Annotated in this window: 19 protein-coding genes; 9 read left to right on the forward strand and 10 right to left on the reverse strand. The window is 64.5% G+C overall.

Features of this window, described 5'->3' with window-relative positions:
- Window positions 1-14 precede the first annotated feature (14 nt).
- The 5 genes from IVB41_RS13925 to cysG are packed head-to-tail and all read right to left on the reverse strand — an operon-like array spanning window position 15 to window position 4650.
- The gene (locus tag IVB41_RS13925; RefSeq protein ID WP_247283730.1) at window positions 15-746 is read right to left on the reverse strand and encodes a phosphoadenylyl-sulfate reductase; all 732 of its coding nucleotides are present in this window, start codon (window positions 744-746) and stop codon (window positions 15-17) included.
- Window positions 743-1258, reverse strand: coding sequence for a DUF934 domain-containing protein (locus IVB41_RS13930; protein WP_247283721.1), 516 nt, complete (start codon window positions 1256-1258; stop codon window positions 743-745). The genes IVB41_RS13925 and IVB41_RS13930 overlap by 4 nt, the downstream gene beginning before the upstream one ends.
- Complete coding sequence (locus tag IVB41_RS13935) at window positions 1245-2900, reverse strand: nitrite/sulfite reductase (protein ID WP_247283711.1); 1656 nt, start codon at window positions 2898-2900, stop codon at window positions 1245-1247. The genes IVB41_RS13930 and IVB41_RS13935 overlap by 14 nt, the downstream gene beginning before the upstream one ends.
- 11 nt (window positions 2901-2911) lie before the next feature.
- On the reverse strand, window positions 2912-3229 hold the full coding sequence (locus tag IVB41_RS13940) for a DUF2849 domain-containing protein (RefSeq protein ID WP_027515471.1): 318 nt from the start codon (window positions 3227-3229) through the stop codon (window positions 2912-2914).
- A complete protein-coding gene (gene cysG / locus IVB41_RS13945) occupies window positions 3226-4650 on the reverse strand; it encodes a siroheme synthase CysG (RefSeq protein WP_247431925.1) in 1425 nt (474 codons plus the stop codon). The genes IVB41_RS13940 and cysG overlap by 4 nt, the downstream gene beginning before the upstream one ends.
- A gap of 245 nt (window positions 4651-4895) precedes the next feature.
- On the opposite strand from cysG, the gene cysD reads away from it, so the two are divergent.
- From cysD to IVB41_RS13960, 3 genes are all read left to right on the forward strand, one after another.
- Complete coding sequence (gene cysD, locus IVB41_RS13950; RefSeq protein WP_027570229.1) at window positions 4896-5690, forward strand: sulfate adenylyltransferase subunit CysD; 795 nt, start codon at window positions 4896-4898, stop codon at window positions 5688-5690.
- Window positions 5691-5709: 19 nt separating this feature from the next.
- A complete protein-coding gene (cysC, locus tag IVB41_RS13955; RefSeq protein WP_247431928.1) occupies window positions 5710-7626 on the forward strand; it encodes an adenylyl-sulfate kinase in 1917 nt (638 codons plus the stop codon).
- A gap of 288 nt (window positions 7627-7914) precedes the next feature.
- Window positions 7915-10080: a malate synthase G gene (locus tag IVB41_RS13960; protein WP_247431931.1), complete on the forward strand. Its 2166-nt coding sequence runs from the start codon at window positions 7915-7917 to the stop codon at window positions 10078-10080.
- Between the two features lie 151 nt (window positions 10081-10231).
- On the opposite strand, the gene IVB41_RS13965 is transcribed toward IVB41_RS13960, so the two are convergent.
- Window positions 10232-10387 (reverse strand): Thivi_2564 family membrane protein, encoded by a 156-nt coding sequence (locus IVB41_RS13965; RefSeq protein ID WP_007599832.1) that lies wholly within the window; start codon window positions 10385-10387, stop codon window positions 10232-10234.
- A gap of 274 nt (window positions 10388-10661) precedes the next feature.
- On the opposite strand from IVB41_RS13965, the gene IVB41_RS13970 reads away from it, so the two are divergent.
- On the forward strand, window positions 10662-12755 hold the full coding sequence (locus tag IVB41_RS13970) for a methyl-accepting chemotaxis protein (protein WP_247431934.1): 2094 nt from the start codon (window positions 10662-10664) through the stop codon (window positions 12753-12755).
- 75 nt (window positions 12756-12830) lie between these two features.
- Here the strand turns inward: IVB41_RS13970 and IVB41_RS13975 are convergent, their stop codons facing one another.
- Window positions 12831-13487, reverse strand: a complete 657-nt coding sequence (locus IVB41_RS13975) for a DUF2865 domain-containing protein (protein ID WP_247431937.1) — start codon at window positions 13485-13487, stop codon at window positions 12831-12833.
- Between the two features lie 17 nt (window positions 13488-13504).
- On the reverse strand, window positions 13505-14338 hold the full coding sequence (locus tag IVB41_RS13980) for a L,D-transpeptidase (protein ID WP_247431940.1): 834 nt from the start codon (window positions 14336-14338) through the stop codon (window positions 13505-13507).
- A 212-nt stretch (window positions 14339-14550) separates the two neighbouring features.
- Between IVB41_RS13980 and IVB41_RS13985 the strand changes: the two genes are divergently transcribed.
- The 5 genes from IVB41_RS13985 to IVB41_RS14005 all read left to right on the forward strand — a co-directional run bounded on the left by IVB41_RS13985 (window position 14551) and on the right by IVB41_RS14005 (window position 18673).
- Entirely contained in the window at window positions 14551-15663 is a 1113-nt protein-coding gene (locus IVB41_RS13985; protein ID WP_027570223.1) for an AI-2E family transporter, read from the forward strand.
- Window positions 15664-15741: 78 nt separating this feature from the next.
- A complete protein-coding gene (locus tag IVB41_RS13990) occupies window positions 15742-16113 on the forward strand; it encodes a YqjD family protein (protein WP_027570222.1) in 372 nt (123 codons plus the stop codon).
- 76 nt (window positions 16114-16189) lie between these two features.
- Window positions 16190-16645, forward strand: coding sequence for a hypothetical protein (locus tag IVB41_RS13995; RefSeq protein WP_247431943.1), 456 nt, complete (start codon window positions 16190-16192; stop codon window positions 16643-16645).
- A 188-nt stretch (window positions 16646-16833) separates the two neighbouring features.
- Window positions 16834-17976, forward strand: a complete 1143-nt coding sequence (locus IVB41_RS14000) for an OpgC domain-containing protein (protein WP_247431946.1) — start codon at window positions 16834-16836, stop codon at window positions 17974-17976.
- 88 nt (window positions 17977-18064) lie between these two features.
- A complete protein-coding gene (locus IVB41_RS14005; protein WP_247432862.1) occupies window positions 18065-18673 on the forward strand; it encodes a TetR/AcrR family transcriptional regulator in 609 nt (202 codons plus the stop codon).
- Window positions 18674-18680: 7 nt separating this feature from the next.
- Here IVB41_RS14005 and IVB41_RS14010 read toward each other — a convergent pair whose 3' ends face one another.
- Window positions 18681-20339: an HWE histidine kinase domain-containing protein gene (locus tag IVB41_RS14010; protein ID WP_027570218.1), complete on the reverse strand. Its 1659-nt coding sequence runs from the start codon at window positions 20337-20339 to the stop codon at window positions 18681-18683.
- Between the two features lie 299 nt (window positions 20340-20638).
- On the reverse strand, window positions 20639-21262 hold the full coding sequence (gene ureG / locus IVB41_RS14015; RefSeq protein ID WP_247431949.1) for an urease accessory protein UreG: 624 nt from the start codon (window positions 21260-21262) through the stop codon (window positions 20639-20641).
- Window positions 21263-21295: the final 33 nt, after the last annotated feature.

A 21295-nucleotide genomic window follows, 5' to 3' on the forward strand; every position in this document is an offset into this window, starting at 1 on the left:
GCAGCGTGACCATGCTACGAAGTCTTCATCGTGTGGATGCCGCATTCCGTCTTGGCCCGGCCGCGCCAGCGACCGGCACGCTCATCCTCGCCTTCGGCCGTTCTGCTCGTGCAAGGCATACACCCAACCGACAGGAATCCCGACGCAACCAGAGGATGACGCGGCAATTTGGCACGGGCGAAGATCGCTTCAAGTTCCTCGCGCGAAACATTGGCGAAGGGATTGAACTTCAACCGTGCACCATCGTCCTCGACCACTGGAATGCCGGCGCGCGCGCTGCCCTGGAAGCGCTTGCGGCCGTTGAGCCACGCATCGAACGGCTTCAGCGCCCGCGCCAACGGCTCGACCTTGCGAATACGGCAGCAGGCGTCGGGATCGGAGAACCAGAGGTCGCGGTCGGGATCCTCGCGCGACAGCGTCTCCTCGGCAGGCTTGATCGAGCGGACGTCCTTCAGGCCCAGCGTCGCGATCAGCGTGTCGCGATAGGTCAGCGTCTCCTCGAACAGCCAGCCGGTGTCGAGGAAGATCACCGGGATCGCCGGATCGACGTCGGCCATGACCTTCAGCAGCGTCGCCGATTCCGTGCCGAAGGACGACACCAGCGCGAGCTTGTCGCGACCGACCGTCTTCAACGCAGCGGCGATGATTTCGGCGGGCGAGGCATCGCGCAAGGCGCGATCGAGCTCCTCCGCCGAGGGCAGCGCCGAGACGGAGATTGACGACACCGGAGAGGCGATTGCGTTCACGTGCCGACACCCTCGGAATGACGCAGTTGCATGCGCCGGTGCAGCGCCGTGATCCGGCCGTCACCGGTGGGCTGGTAGAACACCGAGTAGCGCTTCGCGGTCTGCATGAAGGCTTCCGCGTCGGCCTGCTTCTTGACGTCGAAGGAATCGAAGCCCGCGCGCAGCATGAACACGAACTGGTCCCGCAGGATCTGGCCCGTCGCACGCAATTCGCCGCGGTAATTGTAGCGCTCGCGCAGCAGCCGCGCCTGGCTGTAGGCGCGTCCGTCGCGGAAGGTCGGGAACACCAGCGCGACGACGGCGATCTTGCCGAGATAGGGCACCAGCTCGGCGATGTCGCGATTGTTCGGCCAGATCACGCCGACCTTGCCGTTCCGCTTGAGCAACGTATCCGCCTCGCCCACGAAGCGTTCGGCCGGCACCAGGATGTCGCCGCCCTCGGGCAGCGGCGTGTCGACGGCGAGCTTGACGAAGCTGTCGTCGGCGATCTTTCCGCCGTTAACGAGTGGCATAAACGCGCTCCTTGAAGGGTTCGACGCCGAGGCGCTTTACGGTGTCCATGAACAGCTCTTCGGGCCGCTCGCGCAGCGCCAGATAAGCTTCCACGATGTCCTCGACGACGTCGGCGACCTCGTCGAACTTGACGCCGGGGCCGATCAGATTGCCGAGCGCTGCGCTTTCGTCGGCGCGCCCGCCGATGGTGATCTGGTAGACCTCCTCGCCGTTCTTCTCGACGCCGAGAATGCCGATGTGACCGACATGGTGATGGCCGCAGGCGTTGATGCAGCCGGAGATGTTGATGTGCAACCGGCCGATCAAATTGGCCAGCTCGTGATTGGCGAAACGCCGCGTCAGCTCCTGCGCGATCGGGATTGAGCGCGCATTGGCCAGCGAGCAGTAGTCGAGCCCCGGGCAGGCGATGATGTCGGTGATCAGATTGACGTTCGGCGTCGCCAAGCCGAGCTTGTCGAGCGCCTTCCACAGCGCCGGCAGGTCGCGCTTGGCAACGTGCGGCAAAGCGAGGTTCTGCTCGTGGCCGACGCGGATCTCCCCGAAGGAATATCTGTCGGCGAGATCGGCGAGCGCATCCATTTGCTCGGCGGTGGCATCGCCCGGAGGCGCGCCGATCGGCTTCAGCGAGATCGTGACAATGGAATAGCCCTGGACCTTGTGCGGGGCCACCGAGTTCTTGCGCCACGCCTCGAAATCCGGATCGGCCGCGGCCTGGCGCAGCTCGTCCGGATTGTGCGGCAGCTTCTCGTAGGCGGGATAGGTGAAGCGCGAGCGGATGTCCTCGACCACCTCGTCGTCGATCTGGAGCGAGGAGTTGCGGATGTGCTGCCACTCCTCCTCGACTTCGCGCGAGAACTTCTCGATGCCGAGCTCGTGCACCAGGATCTTGATGCGCGCCTTGTAGATGTTATCGCGGCGGCCGTACTGGTTGTAGACGCGCAGGATCGCTTCGATATAGCTGAGAATGTCGCGGCCATGCACGAAGTGCTTGATGGTCTTGCCGATGAACGGCGTGCGCCCGAGCCCGCCGCCGACCAGAACCTCGAAGCCGGTCTCGCCCTTCTCGTTCTTGATCAGCTTCAGCCCGATGTCGTGGATCTTGATCGCGGCGCGGTCGTGGTCCGACGCGGTGATCGCGATCTTGAACTTGCGCGGCAGGAACGAGAATTCCGGATGCAGCGTGGTGTGCTGGCGGATCAGCTCCGACCAGATGCGGGGATCCTCGATCTCGCCGGGCGCGACGCCGGCCCACTGGTCCGAGGTGACGTTGCGCATGTTGTTGCCGGAGGTCTGCATCGCATGGATGCCGACCTCGGCGAGATCGGCCAGCGCATCCGGCAGCTCGGCGAGCTTGATCCAGTTGAACTGGATGTTCTGCCGCGTCGTGAAATGGCCGTAGCCGCGGTCGTATTTGCGCGCGACGTGGGCGAGCGCCCGCAACTGGTTGGACGCCAGCGTCCCGTAGGGGATCGCGACGCGGAACATGTAGGCGTGCAGTTGCAGATAGACGCCGTTCTGCAGCCGCAGGATCTTGAACTCGTCCTCGGTGAGCTCGCCGGACAGGCGGCGCTTCACCTGGTCGCGGAATTCCGAGACGCGCTCGTTGACGAGCGTGCGGTCAATTTCGTCGTAAGCGTACATGAGAGAATGCCTTAAACCTGGACCGGCTGTCCGATGGTCACGCCGGTGCGGCGGATCTGTTCGCGCAGATTGCCGGGCTCGACCTTGCCGTCGGCGCCGACCTGTACCGGGGCGATATAGGGACCGATCGCGCCCACGTCATCGGCCACGGACTCCGCAAGCAACGCTTTCGCCTCGTCGGAGTTGCGCACGATCGCGGCTTCCGAGAGGTCGGCAGACCAGCCCTTGGCGGCGGTGCGGTACACCACGATGCCGTCCCAGGTGCGATTGGCGGTCACGACCGAGGGGCCGGCGATTTTGATCTTTTTCTGTTCAAGCGGGGAGGTCATTCGGCTGCATCCAATAGGTCAGAGATGATTTGCTTTGGGGTTTGGCGGCGAAGCGATCCGGCATGCCGAACCACATCGCCGATGATGAGAATGGCAGGCCCGCCGTTGGTCCGTCGCACCAGCTCAGGCAGGTCGCGCAGCGTGCCGATCGCGCCTTGCGCATCGGGGCGCGTGACGCGGGCGAACACGCCGACCGGCGTCTCCGGCGAACGGCCGGCGGCAAACAGGCCAGCGCGTATAGCGGGCGCAGCCGTCATGCCCATGTAGACCACGACGGTCATCCTGGCGTCGGTCAGCGTCGACCAGTCCACGACTTCCGCGTCGCGCGCCTTGTGCGCGGTGAGGAAGGTGATGCGGGTTGCTTCGTGACGGTAGGTCAGCGGCACCTCGAAATCGGCGGCACCGCCGAGGCCTGCGGTAATGCCGGGAATGATCGAATAGGCAACGCCGGCAGCACGCAGCGCTTCGACTTCTTCGCCGCCACGGCCGAACACGAAGGGATCGCCGCCCTTCAGCCGCACCACACGCTGGCCGGATTGCGCGGCCTCGATCATGCGCTTGTTGATGGCGTCCTGCCCGATGCCGGGCTTGCCGACGCGGCGGCCGACGGGCACACGCGTCGTGTCACGGCGGATGCGATCGAGAATTTCAGGCGAGACCAGCTCGTCGTGGAAGACGATATCGGCATCCTGGAGCGCGCGCAGCGCCTTGATGGTGAGCAAATCCGGATCACCTGGACCGGCGCCGACCAGCGCGACAGATCCTTCCGGCTTGTCGGCCCGCGCGAAAGCGGATGGATCGGAAATCGCCTTGAGCGCTGCGTCCGCGTCGCCTTTGCGGCCGGCCAGAATGGCAGCGCCAATCGGGCCGTCGATGACGCGCTCCCAGAAGCGGCGGCGCAGCGGAAACTCGGCAATACGTTCGTTGATGGATTTGCGGAAGCCGCCGATGAACTCGGCGAGTTCGCCGATGCGCGCCGGCAGCAGCGCCTCGATCTTCTCGCGCACGCGCCGCGCCACCACCGGCGACGTGCCGCCGGTGCCGATAGCGACCACGACATCGCCGCGATCGACGATCGCCGGAAAGATGAAGCTGGAATGCTCGAGATCGTCCATGACGTTGACGGGCAGGCCGAGCGCCTTGGCGCGGGCCGACATCGCCACGCCGACATCGCCTGCGCCGGCGCAAACGACGGCGATGATTCCCGAGAGATCGGCGGTCAGTGGATCGGCCGCCGCAATGTCGATACGCGCGGCGTCCTCGGAGCTCAGACCCAGATCCTGATTGCCGTCGATCGCATGCACGCGAATGCGCGCACCGGCCGCAGTGAGCACGCGCAGCTTGGCGCGCAAAAGCTCACCCGCACCGATGAGGACCACCGGACCGGCCTTGAGATCGAGGAACACGGGCAAGAACCGCATACGATACTCGCTTCCCCCACATCCGGGGTTGACTGGAATTATTTTCTATATATGTGTCGTTTCGAGCGCGCAAAGAGAAAATTTTTTCTTCTGACTTGCACCGCAACTATAGAATTTTCGCCTCCAAACGCAAAGTGGCAGAGATGCATCTTCTCAAGGACAATTCCACTGCTGGCGGGTTGAGCAGCCCCGCTCTCGCCGAGCGCGTGCCCGCGCAAGAATTTTCTGCAGACCTGGCACCGAGCATGGACCATCTCGACCAGCTCGAGGCCCAGAGCATCTACATCTTCCGCGAGGCTTTTGCCCGTTTGAAGAAGATCGCCCTGCTGTGGTCGCTCGGCAAGGACTCCAACGTCATGATCTGGCTGGCGCGCAAGGCGTTCTTCGGCCGTCTGCCGTTCCCGGCCCTCCATGTCGACACCGGCAAGAAGTTTCCGGAGATGTATCGCTTTCGCGATCACTACGGCAAGGAATGGGATCTCGATCTGCGCGTCGAGCCCTGCCCGCCGATTGATGCCGTCGACCCAACGCTGCCGCCCGCCGCCCGTTCCGCCGCGCGCAAGACCGAGGGCCTCAAGATGGCGCTCGGCAAATACGGTTTCGACGGCCTGATTGCCGGCATTCGCCGCGACGAGGAGGCGACGCGCGCCAAGGAGCGCGTGTTCTCTCCGCGCGGCCTCGAGGGCAATTGGGACGTGCGCGACCAGCCGCCGGAGTTCTGGGATCATTTCAATGCGTCGCCGCCGCAAGGCGCGCATTTGCGCATCCATCCGATCCTGCATTGGACCGAGTCCGATATCTGGGCCTACACCAAGCGCGAGAACATCCCGATCATCCCGCTGTATCTGTCGCAAAACGGCAAGCGCTATCGCTCGCTGGGCGATCAGGACATCACCAATCCGGTCGCCTCAAACGCGTCGAACATCGACGAGATCCTGATCGAGCTCGAGCAGACCAAGGTGCCGGAACGTTCCGGCCGTGCGCTCGACCACGAGACCGAGGACGCTTTCGAGCGCCTGCGCGTCGCCGGCTATCTCTGATCAAGGACGCGAGCGTCGTATGAACATGATCGTCACCCCCGCATCGCCTGCGACCCCGAACGGCACCACGCGTCCGCAGGTCCGCATCGTCATCGTCGGCCATGTCGACCACGGCAAGTCGACGCTGGTCGGCCGCCTCTTGCACGAGACCGGCAGCCTGCCCGACGGCAAGCTCGACATGCTCAAGGCTGTCAGCGCGCGGCGCGGCATGCCGTTCGAATGGTCGTTCCTGCTCGACGCGCTGCAGACCGAGCGCGACCAGGGCATTACTATCGACACCACGCAGATCCGCTTCCGCACCAATTCGCGCGACATCGTGCTGATCGACGCACCCGGCCACGCCGAATTCCTGCGCAACATGATCACCGGCGCCTCGCAGGCCGACGGCGCGGTGCTGATCATCGACGCGCTCGAAGGCGTGCGCGATCAGACAAGGCGGCACGGCTATCTCCTGCATCTGCTCGGCGTGAAGCAGGTCGCGGTCGTCGTCAACAAGATGGACCGCGTCGGCTTCTCCGCCGAGCGCTTCAAGGACATCAGCGACGAGATCTCGGCGCATCTGCAAGGCCTCGGTGTGAAGCCCACGGTCGTGATCCCGATTTCCGCCCGCGACGGCGACGGCGTCGCCGAGCGCACCGACCGCATCGGCTGGTACAAGGGTCCGACCGTGGTCGAAGCGCTTGATGGACTCGAGCCGGCGCGGCCGCTCGAAGCGCTGGCGCTGCGCCTGCCGGTGCAGGCGATCTACAAATTCGACGATCGCCGCATCGTTGCGGGCCGGATCGAATCCGGCAACCTGGTCGCCGGCGACGAAATCGTGATCATGCCCGCCGGCAAGATCGCCAGGATCAAGACGGTCGAGAGCTGGCCGGTGACGCCGGTCGCGGGCCGACAGGGTGCGGGCCGCTCGGTCGGCATCACGCTCGACCGCGAGCTGTTCCTCGAACGCGGCGATATCATCGCGCATACGAACAGCGCGCCGCGCGAGACGCGGCGGCTGCGCGCGCGGATATTCTGGCTGCACGACAAGCCGCTGGCCAAGGGCGACCAGCTCCTGGTTCGCTGCGGACCGAAGGAAAGCCGCGCCACCGTCGTCGCAATCGAGAAGGCGGTCGATCCGGGCGAGCTGTCGAGCGTCGAGAACAAGGCGATCGGGCGCAACCATGTCGGCGAGATCGACATTTCCCTTTCGAATCCGATTGCCACCGATCCCTACACGGAGAATCCGCGCACCGGCCGTCTCGTGATCGAGGTGTCCGGGCGCATCGCCGGCGGCGGTCTCGTGCTGTCGGTCGATGCCGGCCAGCGCGCCGTGCCCGTCGACATCGTGCCGGTGGAATCCGCGCTGCGGCCCGACGAACGCTCCGCGCGCTATCGTCACAACGGCGCCGTGGTCTGGCTCACCGGTCTCCCCGCTTCCGGCAAGTCGACTCTCGCAAAAGCGCTGGAGCGGCGGCTGTTCAGCAATGGCGGCTCGCCGATCCTGCTCGACGGCGATACGCTACGCGCCGGGCTCAACAGCGATCTCGGCTTCTCGACCGCCGATCGCAGCGAGAACATCCGGCGTCTCGCTGAAGTCGCGACGCATCTCGCCCGCAACGGCCACATCGCCATTGTCGCCGCCGTCTCGCCCGCCCGCGAGGACCGCGCCACCGCGCGCCGCATCGCCGACACTTCGTTCCGCGAGATCCACGTCGCGACGCCTGCGGAAATTTGCGAGGAGCGCGACCCCAAGGGCCACTACAAGAAGGCCCGCGCCGGCACGCTCGCGTCGTTCACCGGCATCCTCAACGACTACGAGACGCCGCAAGCCGCTGAGCTCGTGATAGACACGTCGACGCGGACGGTCGCCGAGGCGGCGGACGAGATCGAACGGATGCTCAAGACGACCGGCGTGCTGTTCGACGAACTCGTGGACCTCGCCGCGAATATTTGAGCCGGGCTGCTGCCCCGCTGTCGTCGCCCGGCTTGACCGGGCGACCCAGTATTCCACCGACTGCAGTGATTCAGCCCAAAGGCCTCGGCGACTGGATTCCCCGCCTTCGCGGGGAATGACACCGTGCGTCCCCCCACCTCGCCTTGACATTTTGACAACTTTTGGGGGCCTTCTCACGGCCCCGATTTTGGGGCTAATAAGACCCCGAAAGCCGCTCCTTGGAGCGCATTTTGCTGCTGTCGGGTCAAAAGCAGCCAAAAACAGCCATTTCCAACGAGAAAGCCCATCATGAAACGCGTCGACGCCCACGGATTGAAGATTGCTCCCGTCCTGTTCGATTTCATCGCCAAGGAAGCGGCCCCGAAGACGGGTATCGCGCCGGATGCGTTCTGGGCCGGGCTTGCCGCCATCATCAAGGAGCTGGGCCCGAAGAACCGCGCGCTGCTGGCGGTGCGCGACACGCTGCAGGCCAAGATCGACGACTGGCACCGCGCCAACAAGGGCAAGGCGTTCGACCTCAACGCCTATACCGCCTTCCTGAAGGAGATCGGCTATCTCGTCCCGGAGCCGGCGACGCAGAAGGTTGAGACCACCAATGTGGACGAGGAGATCGGCAAGATGTGCGGCCCGCAGCTGGTCGTGCCCCTGACCAACGCACGCTACGCGCTGAATGCGGCGAATGCGCGCTGGGGCTCGCTCTATGACGCCTTCTACGGCACCGACGCGATCCCGCACGATCCGTCCGAGAGCGGCAAGGGCTACAACAAGGCGCGCGGCGACAAGGTGATCGCAAAAGCGAAAGCCTTCCTCGACGCCGCCGTGCCGTTGGCGACCGGCAGTCACACCGACGTCACCGCCTATAGCGTGGTCGCAGGCCAGCTCGCGGTGAAGCTGAAGAGCGGCAACGCCACCGCGCTGAAGAACGCCGCGCAATTCGCGGGCTTCCAGGGCGACGCAGCCGCACCGAGCGCGGTGCTGCTCGCCAACAACGGCCTGCATGTCGAGGTGAAGATCGACCGCACCAGCGCGATCGGCAAGGACGATCCGGCCGGCGTTGCGGACATGGTCATGGAGTCCGCGGTCTCCACGATTCTCGACATGGAAGACTCGGTCGCGGCCGTCGATGCCGAGGACAAGGTGCTGGTCTATCGCAACACGCTCGGCCTGATGAACGGCACGCTGTCGGCCGATTTCGAGAAGGGCGGCAAGACGCTGACGCGCTCGCTCAATGCCGACCGCAGCTACAAGACGCCTGACGGCAAGGGCGAGATCAAGCTGCACGGCCGCAGCCTGCTGCTGATGCGCAATTGCGGTCACCACATGTTCACCGACGCGGTGCTGGACGACAAGGGCGAGGAAATTCCGGAAGGCCTGCTCGACGCCGCCGTCTCCGGGCTTCTTGCCGTGCATGATCTGAAAGGCAACTCCAAGGTCAAGAACAGCCGCACGGGATCTGCCTATATCGTCAAGCCGAAGATGCACGGCCCCGACGAGGTGTCGCTGACCTGCGAGATCTTCGACCGCGTCGAGAAGATGCTGTCGCTGCCCGAGAACACGCTCAAGGTCGGCATCATGGACGAGGAGCGGCGCACCACCGTCAACCTCAAGGCCTGCATCCAGCGCGCCTCCAAGCGCATCATGTTCATCAACACCGGCTTCCTCGACCGTACCGGCGACGAGATCCACACCTCGATGGAGGCGGGTCCGATGATCCGCAAGAACGAGATGAAGGCGCAGCCCTGGATCAAGTCCTATGAGGATTGGAACGTCGACATGGGCCTGACCTGTGGCCTGCCCGGCCATGCCCAGATCGGCAAGGGCATGTGGGCCGCGCCAGACAAGATGGCGGACATGCTGGCCCAGAAGCTCGCCCATCCGCAGGCCGGCGCCACCACCGCCTGGGTGCCCTCGCCGACGGCCGCGACGCTGCACGCGCTGCACTACCACCAGGTCAACGTCACCGCGCGCCAGCAGGAGCTCGCCAAGGGCGGCCCACGCGCGAAGCTCGAAGACATCCTCACCATCCCGGTGTCGAAATCGAACTGGGCACCCGACGATGTCAAGCAGGAGATCGACAACAACTGCCAGGGCATTTTGGGCTATGTCGTGCGGTGGATCGACCAGGGCGTCGGCTGCTCCAAGGTGCCTGACATTCACGACGTCGGCCTGATGGAAGACCGTGCCACCTTGCGCATTTCCAGCCAGCACCTCGCCAACTGGCTGCACCAGGGCGTCATCACCGAGGCGCAGGTGATGGAATCGCTCAAGCGCATGGCGGTCGTCGTCGACAAGCAGAATGCGGGCGATCCCATCTACAAGCCGATGGCGCCCGCCTTCGACGGCACGGCCTTCAAGGCGGCTAGCGACCTCATCTTCAAGGGGCGCGAGCAGCCGAACGGCTACACCGAATACATCCTCACCGCCCGCCGCCGCGAGGCCAAAGCGGCGGGGTAGGCCCGAATAACCGAGCACCAAAGCCCCGGCTCACGCCGGGGCTTTTTTGTTGGAGCCGTAGCCCGGATGGAGCGAAGTGTAATCCGGGGCCGCTATGGTTTGGGGCAAGACCCGGATTGCGCTGCGATCCGTCCGGGCTACGAAAGCCCGGCTAGAACACGGCCAGATATTTCAGCAGCGACACGATGCCGATGATGATGACGACGACGCGCGCGATCTGCTTGGCGCGGCCGTCCATCGGCAGCATGTTGATGAGGTAAAGTACGAGAATGACGACGAGAAAGGTGACGAGTACGCCGACCAGCATCGCTAGGACCCCCCTTTAGGCAAAATTGCTGACTGTCTCCTAACGCGCAACTCCCGGCTTGGTTCCATCGACGCAACCCTCTGCAACTTCTAGTAAATACGTACTTCTACCGTCAGCCGGCCTGCCTAAAACTTTACCCTTTTCCTTTCAGATGCAGTCACCGTTTGGGACCTGAGCCACAAACGGCATGCGATTGCCTGGTCTTGCGTGCGCCCACTTTTCGATGTTGCCGGGGCGACTTTGCGCACTTTGTAATGGGAATTGGGGGACTTCGATGCTGAATCGTCTGACCGTATCCGCGCTGCTGAAGGCGGTGATCGCGATCACGTCGGTCTGCGTGGTGATCGCACTCTCGCTCACCGCCTACGAGTCCTGGGATCGCCTGAAGACCGCCAACCGCATCTCCCAGATCGCCGACACGTCCGCCGATCTGTTCAAGGCGATGCACAATCTGCGCACCGATCGCTCGACCACGGTCCGCCTCCTGAACGCGACCGAGCCGATGGACGGCGAGATCGAGAAATATCTGCGCGCGCTGCGTGACGCGCAGATGCCCGCCATGGCGCGCGCGCTCGAGCTGCTGCCGACCATCGACTTTCCGCAATCGGGTACGCTGGTACCGGAGCTCGCGCGCCTCTACAAGCTGCTGATTGAGGGGCAGAAGCAGTTCTGGGAGGACGTGGCCAAGCCGAAGGAGCAGCGCCGCGCCGGCCTGCCCAAGGAATACATGGAGACGACGCAGGGCCTGCTCGACACGCTCGACAAGCTCTCGAACACGTTGGCCGCCACCGTCAATCACCAGGACGCCGCGATCGACCAGCTGCTGTCGATCAAGCAGAACGCCTGGCTGCTCCGCAACACCGCGGGTGAGGCGTCGCTGATCGTCTCGACCGGGCTTGCCGCCGGCAAAATCACGCCGGAAGGCCGCTACGCCTATACCCAACATGTCGGCGGCACGAGCGCGATGTGGAAGGCGCTGGAGTTGTCGACGTCCGGCATGCAGTTGCCGGCGGGGCTCGCCTCCGCGATGGCCTCCGCAAAGTCCTCTTATTTCGAGCCGCAATATCTGGCCTTGCGCGACCGTCTCGCGGACGCGCTGGTCAAGGGTGAGAAGCCCGAGATGACGGCGAACCAATGGAGCCCGCTCACGGTCGGTCGCATGGCGAGCGCGGTCGCAGTAGCAGAAGGTGCGCTCGATGCTGCCAAGATCCACACGCAGGAGCAGCGCGGCGCCGCACAGCGCGCACTGATCGTGCAGCTTACGCTGCTGGCGCTCGCCGTGGGGCTTGCCGTCGGCGCGATCATGCTGGTCAGCCGCCGCGTCATCACTCCGCTCAACACCATTCGCGACGCCATGCTCAAGGTCGCCGGCGGCGATCTTGCCGTCGACAGCGGCTATCTCGACCGCAACGACGAGATCGGCGCGCTTGCCGGCGCGCTGGAGACCTTCAAGCAGCAGGCCAACGAGAAGCTCACGATCGAGGCGCAGGAGCGCGAACGCAATGCGGGCGCCTCGGCGCGCCAGCGCGCGGTCGAGACCTATGTCGGCGAGTTCGAGGGCGCGGTGCGCAAAACGCTCGGCGAATTGAGCGAAGCCTCCGGTGAAATGCGCAAGACCTCGGGCGATCTCTCCGCGGTATCGCGGCAGACCAACGACCGCGTGCAGGTCGCGGGCAAGGCCTCAAATGACGCGTCCATGAGCGTCGACAGCGTCGCCGCCGCCGCGGAGGAGCTCAGCGCCTCGATCAACGACATCAGCCAGCAGGCCGCGCATGCCGCAGGCATCGCCAGCCGCGCCGTGACCCAGGCGCGCGACACCGACGGCACGGTCCAGGGACTTCAGAAGTCGGCCGGCCGCATCGGCGAGGTTGTCGGCCTGATCAACACCATTGCGCAGCAGACCAATTTGCTCGCGCTCAACGCCACGATCGAGGCGGCCCGCGCAGGCGAAGCGGGGCGCGGCTTTGCCGTGGTCGCCTCCGAGGTGAAGTCGCTGGCGAGCCAGACGGCCAAGGCAACCGAGGAGATCTCCGAGCAGATCGCCGACATCCAGAAGGTCGCGGGCGATGCCATCAGCGCGATCCAGACCATCGGCGGCATCATCGGCGAAGTGAACGAGGTTGCGACCGCGATCGCCGCCGCCGTGCAGGAGCAGGGAGCGGCCACGCAAGAGATCACCCGCAGCACCCAGTTTGCGGCGCAGGGCACCAAGAACGTTTCGGACAACATCACCGGCGTCAAATCCGATGCCGACGCTGCCGCAGCCGCCGCTGACAACGTAAAACACGCCTCCGAGATGCTGGAGAGCCAGAGCCGCCAGCTCGGCCATGAGGTTAGCGACTTCCTCGGCAAGATCCGCGCGGCGTAGCGTAGGCCGTTAAAGAGAGAGCCGCGCCGCACACCCTCAACGTCGTCCTGGCTTTCGCCAGGACGGCGTTGAGGGCTACTCCTTCGCCACTACCGGCACTTGGCGGAATCTTGCGCGCACCGAATCCGGCAACGGGGAGAAATTCATCGCGACACCGCGGCGGTCATTGGCATTGCGGCTGGCGACCACCAGACCATCGGCGCCCGCGACGATGTCGCCCTTGCGCAAGGTGGGATCGTCGTCGACCTTGACCTGAGCGAACCCGACCGGATCTTTGCCGTTGCAGGTGCAGCCTGCGACAATCTCATTGCGATAGCGGAACGCGTTGGGCAGGTCGGAATAGGATTTCCCCTTGTCCGTCGTCGCGTCCTCGATGTTGCCGCCATAGACCAGCGAGGTCTCCGAGGCCGGACAGAAGCTCTTGCAGGATTGCGCCTTGCTCTCGGAATCATTTCCCTGCGCCGGGAAATAACGTCCGTCGCAGCCGCGCACGCAATAGGCCGTGCCGCCGCCGTAGGAGGAGGCCCGCTGGCGCGGCGTGTCGTAGCGCGGCATGTCATCGGTCTGGAACGGCATGCGAATCTCTGGCGCCGCCCGCCCGCGGAAGCCGCCGAACAGGGCCGAGAAAAAGTCCTCCGCATGGGCCGATGGGGTCAGCGCGAGGCCGAAGGAAGCAACGGCGACGAATGCCGCCGCGCCACCGGCGAGTTTGCCGATCGAACGTCTCTTCATGTGACCTCACGCGACCCTTAGTTTACGGCCGAATTCGAAATGTTCAGCGCCTGACGGCCCGAGGGCAGCGCCGTCACGGCCGGACGCTTGCGCACGGAATCCCCGCCTTTGGCCATCAGCGGCGCGTTCTTGGGCAGAACAACGACCTTGGCACCGACATTGACGCGGCCGAACAGGTCGGTGACGTCCTCATTGGTCATGCGGATGCAGCCGGACGAGACGAACTTGCCGATCGTGGCGGGATCGTTGGTGCCATGGATGCGGTATTCGCTCGACCCGAGATACATCGCACGCGCGCCGAGCGGATTGCCGGGGCCGCCAGCGACGAAGCGGGGCAGATAGGGTTGGCGCGCGATCATCTCAGCCGGCGGATGCCAGTCCGGCCACTCCGCCTTGCGGCTGACGCTCTGCACGCCCGACCAGGTGAAACCCTCGCGCCCGACACCGACGCCATAACGGATGGCGCGGCCCTGGCCGAGCACATAGTAAAGATAAGTATTGTTGGTATCGATGACGATGGTACCGGCCGGCTCGCTGCGGTCGAAGCTGACAATCTGCTTGCGCAGGCGATCGGGCAGCGCGGCATCCTCGTCGGAGGCCTGCGCGTTCGGGCTTGCATAGCCTTGGTTCGCATAGCCTTGGTTTGCATAGCCTTGGTTTGCATAGCCTTGGTTTGCATAACCCTGCGAATAGCCATGGTCCTGCGGGTAGGCCTGATCCTGCGGATAGGTGTAGCCCAGCGTCTGTGCGCTTGCGGCGCCGAACGGCACCGCCAGCAAAGCGGTTGCGAACGCGAATGCGGTGATGCGGCGCGGCGATAAGCGGCGTCGGACTGCAGAGAACTTCGTCATGTGCTGCCCCGTTGGATACCTGCATCAGGGTGATGCTCTGGACCGATCAACGCGGTCGAACCGATACAAGTTCCCCTGCCGGATGCAGCAGCGACGTCATAGTCAAGCGAGCATTTCTTCACGAAGCCGCGATGGAACTCCCAGGGCGCTTGGACGTTCTCTCCTGGTCGTTGGGCGCGCGGACCGAACAGACTCCGTGCCGGAGAGGTATTGTGCGCGTCCTTCCCAGTGAACGTATGACTTCCGGCAACGGCGAAGGCACCCCGCTTCCCGAGAGCCACGGCGAGCTCCCCCCGGTGATCCGCCGCACCGAGCTCGTCGCCTTCTCGCTCGCCGGACTGCTCCTCATTGCAATCGTCGCGGTGCTCTATGTCGGAAAGGCGTTCTTTCTGCCCGTCGTGATGGCGTTCGTCACCGGCACGATGCTCTCACCGGCAGCGACCTTCCTGGAGAAACGGAAAGTGCCGCGGAGCCTCGCCGCCGCGCTGATCGTGTTCGCGGTGACCGCCGTGGTCGGCTTCATCGTTGCGCTGATCGCCTCGCCAGCGATGGAATGGAGCTCGCGCCTGCCCGAACTCGGCGCGCAGTTGAAAGACAAGGTCCACGTGTTCGACCGGCCACTGGCGCTGTGGCGGGAGCTGCAGATGATGCTCGGCGGCTCGGAGGGATTGCCAAGTTTCCAGATGCCGAAATTCGACTGGGTGCAGCCGACGATCGAATTCCTGTCACCGACCTTTACCGAATTCCTGCTGTTCTTCGTCACCCTGATCCTGTTCATCGCTAGCTGGCGGGACCTGCGACGGGCGATGATCATGACCTTCAGCGATCATGAGGCACGGCTGCGCACGCTTCGCATCCTCAACGAGATCGAGGTCCATCTCGGCAACTACCTTTTGACCGTGACCCTCATCAATGTCGGCGTCGGTGTCGCCGCCGGCATTGTCTGCGCGCTCACCGGAATGCCCAATCCGGCTGGCCTCGGCGCGCTCGCGGCCACCCTCAATTTCATTCCGATCATCGGACCGGTGGCCATGTTCGCCATTCTGGTCGTGGTGGGACTGGTCACCTTTCCGACCGTCAGCGGCGGCCTGATGGCGGCGCTCGCCTTTGGCGGCATCACCTTCCTGGAGGGACATTTCGTCACGCCGACCATCATCGGCCGACGGCTGGCGCTCAATGCGCTCGCGGTGCTGCTGGCGCTGGCGTTCTGGACCTGGCTGTGGGGCCCGATGGGCGCGTTCCTGTCGTCGCCGCTGCTGATCGTCGCCCTGATCCTGAAGGAGCATCTGTTGCCGCAGGATTCGCCGCAGCTCCCGCAGGACTGACCGGTTTCCGTGGACGGAACTTACGCGACGACGAAACGTTTCCCGGCTGTCTCAACCGTCAACAGCTCGGAGCCCCCGATGTCCGCAACCAATGCCGAAGCCGGGATGAGAGACTGGACCGACAAAGCCACCCGAGAACGCCTCGAGAAGGATGTAGCAGCCGTGAAAAGCGATATCGCCGCCCTCACCGATCAGATCACCGACGCGCTCAATACTTTTGCCAACTCCTCCAGCAAGCAAGCCCGCCGCGGCTATAGCCAGGCGCGCGAAAACGTGGATTCCGCGATCGACGATATGTCGGAACGCGGCAGCGCGATGATGGGCGCGGCACAGGAGGCCTATGGCTCGATCGAGGAGACGCTGGAGGACGCGATCACGCAGCGGCCGCTCGCGACCGTTGGGCTCGCGCTCGGCATCGGCTTCCTGATCGGCGCAGTCTGGCGTCGCTGAGATCGCGAACGGGTATTAAGACGGTGGCGCAGCGGCGCCGCCGGTGCCGGCTTGTGGGGATCTGAGGAGCAAGGCCATGTTTCAGCGCATCATCGACGGGATCAGCGCATCCACCGGTACTACTGTGCGGCTGACATCGCTGGCAGCAGGCGCGGCGCTCGCACTCTTCATCACCACGTGCTTCCTGTGCGCGGCAGCGTTCATTTCTGTGCTCAACAAATATGGTCCAGTGCAGGCCTGCCTCGCCGGTGCAGGCATTTTCTTTCTGCTGACCCTGACCGCAGCGGTGAGCTATTGGGTCTACAAACGGCAGCTGCGCAAGCAAGCTTATATCGCAGCCGAGCGCGCCACGAGGTCGGGGGCCTCGAGCATGCTCGCGGACCCCATGCTGCTCGCCACCGGACTCCAGATCGTTCGCGCCATCGGGATCAAGCGGCTGTTGCCGATCCTGGCGATCGGCGGCGTCGCTCTCGGGATCATGGCGAGCCGCGCCGGCGTACCCGACGATGCCTCGGCCGAACCTGCCGAGTAGCGGCTAGCGCGCGTTAGAAAATTTCGTCATAGGTCCCGCAAGCGCATCTTTCGGAATTCGACACCCGCGGGCGCCCCGCCAAATTTGCGTCGCCCGACGCGAATGTCCCTACTCACGCAAACGCTACTCGGATAGGCAGGCGGTTGCCGCTAAAAGCAGCGCCCCTGATTCCAAAAGTCATTTTTTCGATGAAACCGTCTGTCCAGGCGAACCTCGCCGCATTCCATCACGACCCCCGGCTCTATTTGACGCTCGGCATCGCCAACTGGTCGGTCTTCGTCGACCACATCCCGAACAACGTGGTCAATTTGCTGACGCTGCGCAACTTCGGCTTCAGCGGCGCCGCAGACTTGTTCGTGTTCGTGGTGGGCTATGGCGTCGCGATCATTCACGGCAGGATAGCGCTTGAGCGCGGCTACGTTGTCGCGGCGACGCGCATCTTTCGCCGCGTCTGGCGGCTGTATGCCGCCTATGTCGTGCTGTTCGTGATCTATATCGACACCATCGCCTATGTCGCCTCGCAATCGATGGCGCCCGAAATCATCCACGAATACAACATATCGGGAATCCTCGAACACCCGCTGCGAATCCTGGTGCGTGGCCTCGTGCTCCAGGAGGAGCCGCTGAATCTCGATCTGTTACAGCTGATGATCCCGCTGATGGCCTTCTTTCCCTTGGCGCTGTGGGGGCTGTTGCGGCGGCCGAACCTGACGCTTGTGGCATCGGTCGCGCTGTACGTTGCGGCGCGCTGGTTCGACTGGAATTTCCGGGTCTATCCGGACCAGGAGTGGACCTTCAACCCGTTCTGCTGGCAGATGCTGATGGTGCTGGGCGGCTGGTTCGCCGTGACCGGCGCGTCGGGCCGCGCGCTACACGGCCTGTCCTGGCTGCGCGTGCTTGCAGGCGCCTATCTCGTATTCGCAATGGCGATCACGCTGATGCGCCACTCGCCGGCGCTTGCCGCCTACCTGCCGGACATCGTGCTCGACAACATCACGCCGACCGACAAGGAAAACCTCGCACCCTATCGCGTAGTCCACTTCCTCGCACTCGCTTTCATCGCGACACATCTCGTGCCGGCCGATCATCCCGGCCTGCAATGGAGATCGCTACGGGCAGTCATCCGATGCGGCGAGGAATGGCTCGCGGTGTTCTGCGTCGGCGTATTCCTGTCCTTAGCCGGCCATCTCATCCTGATCACCGGTGCCAATCTGATGGTGATGCAGATCGCCGTGAGTCTGGCCGGCTTCGCGGCGATGGCCGCGGTCGCATATTACATCGCCTGGTCGAAGCGGCAGGACCTGCCGGCGGCCTTGCGGCAACAGGCCTAGCCCGGCACCTTCCGATTCCGCTAGGCCGGCCATCGCGGCTGGGCTAAGCGGAGCGGCAGCGGATTGCGCGAGGAGGCGGGGCGTGGCGATGGCGAATGGCGGGGGTGAGGGGGCCGATAGCGCGCCCCGGCGCGGCCGGCCGAGGTCGATCGAGACCACCAACGCCATTCTCCAAAGCGCCTATGCGTTGATGGCCACCACCGGCCTTGCCGCCACCACCATCGACGCGATCGCGCGCCACTCCAGCGTCTCCAAGATGACGATCTACAAATGGTGGCCGTCCCGCGAAGCCTTGCTGATCGATGCCTTCCTTCATCAAGCCGCGCAGATGCTGCCGCTGCCGCCTGCAAGCTCGGGCAGCCCCGCCACGCGCGCACGCCGCCATGCCGCCGCCTATGCCGAAGCGCTCCAAGGCGAGTTCGGCAAGGTCCAGCTCGCCGTCATCTCCGAATGCATCTCCAAGACCGGCTCGGCGGAGCTGTTCTACGCCCGCTACCTGCAATTCCGCCGCGACGCGCTGGTCGAGATGATCGCCGCCGGCCAAAACGACGGCAGCATTCTGGCGGAAGCACCGCCGGAGGATCTCTACGACGCGATCTATGGCAGCCTGTTCTACCGTTACGTCTTCGGCATCGCGCCGATCACACCGGCCTACGCGCGCAATCTGGTTGACCTCGTGCTGCGGTCGAAGAGCTAACCTGGAATCACCGCGCGGGCCGGATCGGTGCCGACAGCTTGTCGGTGCGGTCGCGCTCGGTCATGTCCTCGACCGTCTCCATCGGCGCGGTCAGCTCATAGACATAGGAGACGTCGGTGAAATAGCGCTTGGCGGTGCCGCCGAGCGCCTCGGGCGCGACGCGGTCGAGCAGGATCAGGCCGAAATCGGAATCGGGGCGGCGCGTCGCTTCGCTGGTGTTGAACTCCTCCCAGCGGAAATAGAAGACCTCGCCGGCGCCCTCATTCGTCACCGTCCAATTGGCCGTGATGTGCGGATGCTTGCCGACCAGCGACAGGCCTTCGTCGGAGTGTGAGGCGAGCTCGAAGAACAGCAGCGAGAGGCTCTGCGCCGCGCGCGCGCTGACTGCGATATCAGGACCGGTAACGGCGATGCGGTCGGCATGCGGGATCGCGCGCGCCTCGAACAGGCCCTTCAGCTTGACACCCTGCCACTGGCTCTCGCTGAGCAGCGAGACGACGTTGGACATGGCGTGGATGCGGCCGATCAGGAGCTCGCGCGCGACATCGATGTCGGAGCCATGGCGCAGCGTGCGGGTCACGATCGACTGGATCACTGCCAGGATGTTTTTGACCCGGTGGTTGAGCTCGTCGATGACAGCGGTCAGCCGGCGTTCGAAGCCGATTCTGACCTGGATTTCCCGGCTGAGCCGCAAATTGTTGTAGGCGACATAGCCGAACAGGCCGCACACCATCGCGGTGATCGCAAAGCCGATCGCCGCCACGATGATCGCGGTCTGTTCGGCGCGGCGCGCCGAATTGGTCTTGGCGTAATAGCCGAGCTGCCAGTCGCGGCCACCGAAGCTCACCGTGCGCGTCGCCGACGGCGCGGGCCCATCGGCCGCCGTCGTTCGGCCGGAGACGACGCCTTGATCGTTGGCGACCAGCTCGCCACCCTCCAGGCGCGGATCCTTCAGCGCGACCGCGAACAACGACATGTCGTCGTTGGTCAGCATCAGGGAAGAGAGCTCGTAGGAAAATGTGATGAAGCCCGCCGGCTCCGTTGCGCCCTCGGGGATGACGGGAGCGGCCACAATGATGCCGATGGGCCCGTCGCCGCGCAGGAGGGCAACCGGTTCTGAGGCAACCGATCTCTTCTCCACTCTGGCGCGCGTCAGCATGGCGCTGCGCACCTGGTCCTGGTCGTAACTGCGGCCAGGCAGCCCCTTGGTCTCGTTGCTGCGCGGCTCGAGATCCAGCAGCACGTCGATCGGCTGGGTGACACCTGCCGGATCGATCGGCTTGTCGTCATAGGTGCGGATTCGCGGATTGGGGAAGCCGGCGCTCGCGATGGCGGCCTGCGCTGCGGCAAGCTCGTTCGGCTTCAGGCGGGCCACCCAGCCCGCCACCACGAAATCGGTCTTGAAGGCGTAGATGGCCGAGCGCAGCGGCTCGAGCATGTTTGGCTTGAGCACCGACGGTGCCCGGAACAGGCCGGAGGCAACCCGCGCGAGCAGTTCACGCTCGGTGAGCCGGTCCTGGACCAGGCTCGCATGGACGTCGATCGCGCGCGCAAGCGCGATCCGGTCCAGCGCCAGCTCCTGGTCGTGGACGCGATAAGCCGCAAGCCCGGAGAGCAGGGCTCCGAGAAGAGCAATGAAGCCGATGATGAAACCCAGCCTGACCACGCGACTACTCAGGCGAAAGCAGGAGGTCGGCAATAAACACGGAGCATATGGACGCCGCTCGAACGGGCACGTGCCGAAACAGGGTGAACCCCAATGGCCGAGATAATGGAGGAGGAGGCATCGATACGCAACTTGGGTCGCCTGAGAAGCTTAAAGCCGCCCGGCCGATGGTCGGGCCGGGATGGATTTGCTCCGGGCACCGGAGGTAATCAATTGCCGTGACCGAAATTTGTTCCGCGGACACGGCTCTGCCCATGCCGTTATCGGGGGAAAACGCCTGCGCCAGGTGGTCGCGCCGGTCAGCTGGCCCGTTTCAAGCCGCCTTTGGCCTCGATGAAGCCGATGATGCGGTCCAGCCCCTGGCTCTTCTTCAGGTTGGTCATGACGAACGGTCGCTCGCCGCGCATGCGCCTGGCGTCCGTCTCCATCTTTTCCAAGGAGGCGCCGACATAGGGCGCCAAGTCGATCTTGTTGATCACAAGGAGGTCGGACCGGGTGATGCCGGGGCCGCCCTTGGACGGGATCTTGTCGCCGGCCGCCACGTCGATGACGTAAATGGTGAGATCGGCAAGCTCAGGGGAAAAAGTGGCAGCGAGGTTATCACCGCCGGATTCGATCAGCACGAGATCGAGCCCGGGAAACTTGGCGCGCATATCCGCCACCGCGGCGAGATTCATCGAGGCGTCCTCGCGGATCGCGGTGTGCGGGCAGCCGCCGGTCTCGACCCCGGCAATGCGATCCGGCGTCAGCGAGCCCGAGCGCACGAGGAATTCCGCATCCCATTTGGTATAGATGTCGTTGGTGATCGCGGCGATGTCGTAGCGCTCGCGCATGGTCTTGCAGAGCAGGTCCATCAGCGCGGTCTTGCCCGATCCGACCGGACCGCCGATGCCGACACGCAAGGGGCCGTGAGATTTCGCCATTGCTTCTTTCCTATCGTCGTCCTGGCGGCTGCG

The sequence above is a fragment of the Bradyrhizobium sp. 44 genome, from assembly GCF_023073095.1.
GTDB lineage: Bacteria > Pseudomonadota > Alphaproteobacteria > Rhizobiales > Xanthobacteraceae > Bradyrhizobium.

Bases quoted from the DNA above. Each gene is read 5' to 3' on its own strand.
- IVB41_RS13930 (WP_247283721.1), bottom strand. From the start codon at position 1,258: ATGCCACTCGTTAACGGCGGAAAGATCGCCGACGACAGCTTCGTCAAG.
- IVB41_RS13935 (WP_247283711.1), bottom strand. From the start codon at position 2,900: ATGTACGCTTACGACGAAATTGACCGCACGCTCGTCAACGAGCGCGTC.
- IVB41_RS13940 (WP_027515471.1), bottom strand. From the start codon at position 3,229: ATGACCTCCCCGCTTGAACAGAAAAAGATCAAAATCGCCGGCCCCTCG.
- cysG (WP_247431925.1), bottom strand. From the start codon at position 4,650: ATGCGGTTCTTGCCCGTGTTCCTCGATCTCAAGGCCGGTCCGGTGGTC.
- cysD (WP_027570229.1), top strand. From the start codon at position 4,896: ATGGACCATCTCGACCAGCTCGAGGCCCAGAGCATCTACATCTTCCGC.
- cysC (WP_247431928.1), top strand. From the start codon at position 5,710: ATGAACATGATCGTCACCCCCGCATCGCCTGCGACCCCGAACGGCACC.
- IVB41_RS13960 (WP_247431931.1), top strand. From the start codon at position 7,915: ATGAAACGCGTCGACGCCCACGGATTGAAGATTGCTCCCGTCCTGTTC.
- IVB41_RS13965 (WP_007599832.1), bottom strand. From the start codon at position 10,387: ATGCTGGTCGGCGTACTCGTCACCTTTCTCGTCGTCATTCTCGTACTT.
- IVB41_RS13970 (WP_247431934.1), top strand. From the start codon at position 10,662: ATGCTGAATCGTCTGACCGTATCCGCGCTGCTGAAGGCGGTGATCGCG.
- IVB41_RS13975 (WP_247431937.1), bottom strand. From the start codon at position 13,487: ATGAAGAGACGTTCGATCGGCAAACTCGCCGGTGGCGCGGCGGCATTC.
- IVB41_RS13980 (WP_247431940.1), bottom strand. From the start codon at position 14,338: ATGACGAAGTTCTCTGCAGTCCGACGCCGCTTATCGCCGCGCCGCATC.
- IVB41_RS13990 (WP_027570222.1), top strand. From the start codon at position 15,742: ATGTCCGCAACCAATGCCGAAGCCGGGATGAGAGACTGGACCGACAAA.
- IVB41_RS13995 (WP_247431943.1), top strand. From the start codon at position 16,190: ATGTTTCAGCGCATCATCGACGGGATCAGCGCATCCACCGGTACTACT.
- IVB41_RS14000 (WP_247431946.1), top strand. From the start codon at position 16,834: ATGAAACCGTCTGTCCAGGCGAACCTCGCCGCATTCCATCACGACCCC.
- IVB41_RS14005 (WP_247432862.1), top strand. From the start codon at position 18,065: ATGGCGAATGGCGGGGGTGAGGGGGCCGATAGCGCGCCCCGGCGCGGC.
- ureG (WP_247431949.1), bottom strand. From the start codon at position 21,262: ATGGCGAAATCTCACGGCCCCTTGCGTGTCGGCATCGGCGGTCCGGTC.